This is a genomic window from Lyngbya sp. CCY1209 (genome assembly GCF_055795065.1).
In genome coordinates this window covers 1-1,093 of record NZ_JAYFER010000103.1, presented here as the reverse complement: position 1 = coordinate 1,093, position 1,093 = coordinate 1, and the positions used below count along the sequence as shown (strand labels likewise).

Below are 1,093 nucleotides of genomic sequence, written 5' to 3'. Positions count from 1 at the left end.
CTATAGAAATCCTGTTCGTAAAGGGTGTTGCTCATGGGGTCGGGTCGAACGGATTCTCAGTGTCGTGTGGTTTCTAGATTAGCATGGGTTGGGGGGGCAATTTAAGTCATTTGTTGTTGCGCTTTAGCGCGTTCTAGGACTGTTGAAATTGGACAGTCGTGATGACCCCTACGGACAGAAAAATGGGTTATAAGGGGCGATCGCACCCGGAACCCACCAACAATTTCGAGCATTTATTTTTCAAATTTGGAACGCCCACCCCCGCGCCTTTCAAAAACTGGGAGAAACGGGCAAAAATAAATCCGTAGGCGTCAAACACTCTTGATCTCCCACGGATTTTTTGAAACCGCTTTTGCCGGGATTAAGAGTCCGGCTCAAAACCGAGCGATCGCAACTGTTCTAATAATTGTTGCGCCTTCAATTCGGCTTCGTCTGCGCGTTGGCGTTCGGCTTCGGCTTCTTGATTGGCAGCATCGGCGCGTTGGCGTTCGGCTTCGGCTTCTTGATTGGCAGCGTCTGCGCGTTGCTGTTCGGCGTCGGCGCGTTGCTGTTCGGCTTCAGCGCGTTGCTGTTCGGCTTCAGCGCGTTGCTGTTCGGCTTCAGCGCGTTGGATCTCCTGTAGTGCGGCTTCTTCCGGAGTCGGGACTAACGTTCCGTCCGGCGTAAAATACCGCAACTTCTCATTTTCGATTCCAAGATACAAGCCGAGTTCCTGACTCCACCGCCAACCGCGATCGTTGGGTGGAATGTCCTGATATTGGTTCCCAATCAGCCGAAATCCTTCAAACTCCAAGGTATCCGGGGAAAACCAAAAATATTCGGGTGTCCGAAATCGGTTTTGATAGAGCCGTTTTTTCTCGGCGCGATCGGCGGTTGCCGTGGTGGGTGAGAGTAATTCGACAATTACATTGGGGTACTGTCCCCCCTCTTCCCACACCACCCAGGATCTGCGGGGACGCTTCTCAGTGGGTTGCACCAGGAAAAAGTCCGGCCCGCGAAACTCCCGGTTCCGCAATTGTTGACGGCTAAAATAGATCGTCAGGTTGGCACCGATAAAGAAATCTTCGCGATCGCGCCACAGCCACTCCAAACA

General features: G+C 52.6%; 1 protein-coding gene. It reads right to left on the bottom strand.

Annotated features, from left to right (window positions below; genetic code table 11):
* Positions 1-361: 361 nt before the first annotated feature.
* A partial coding sequence (locus tag AC0QHF_RS00655) for a Uma2 family endonuclease (protein ID WP_324702259.1) occupies positions 362-1,093 on the bottom strand: 732 nt, incomplete at its 5' end.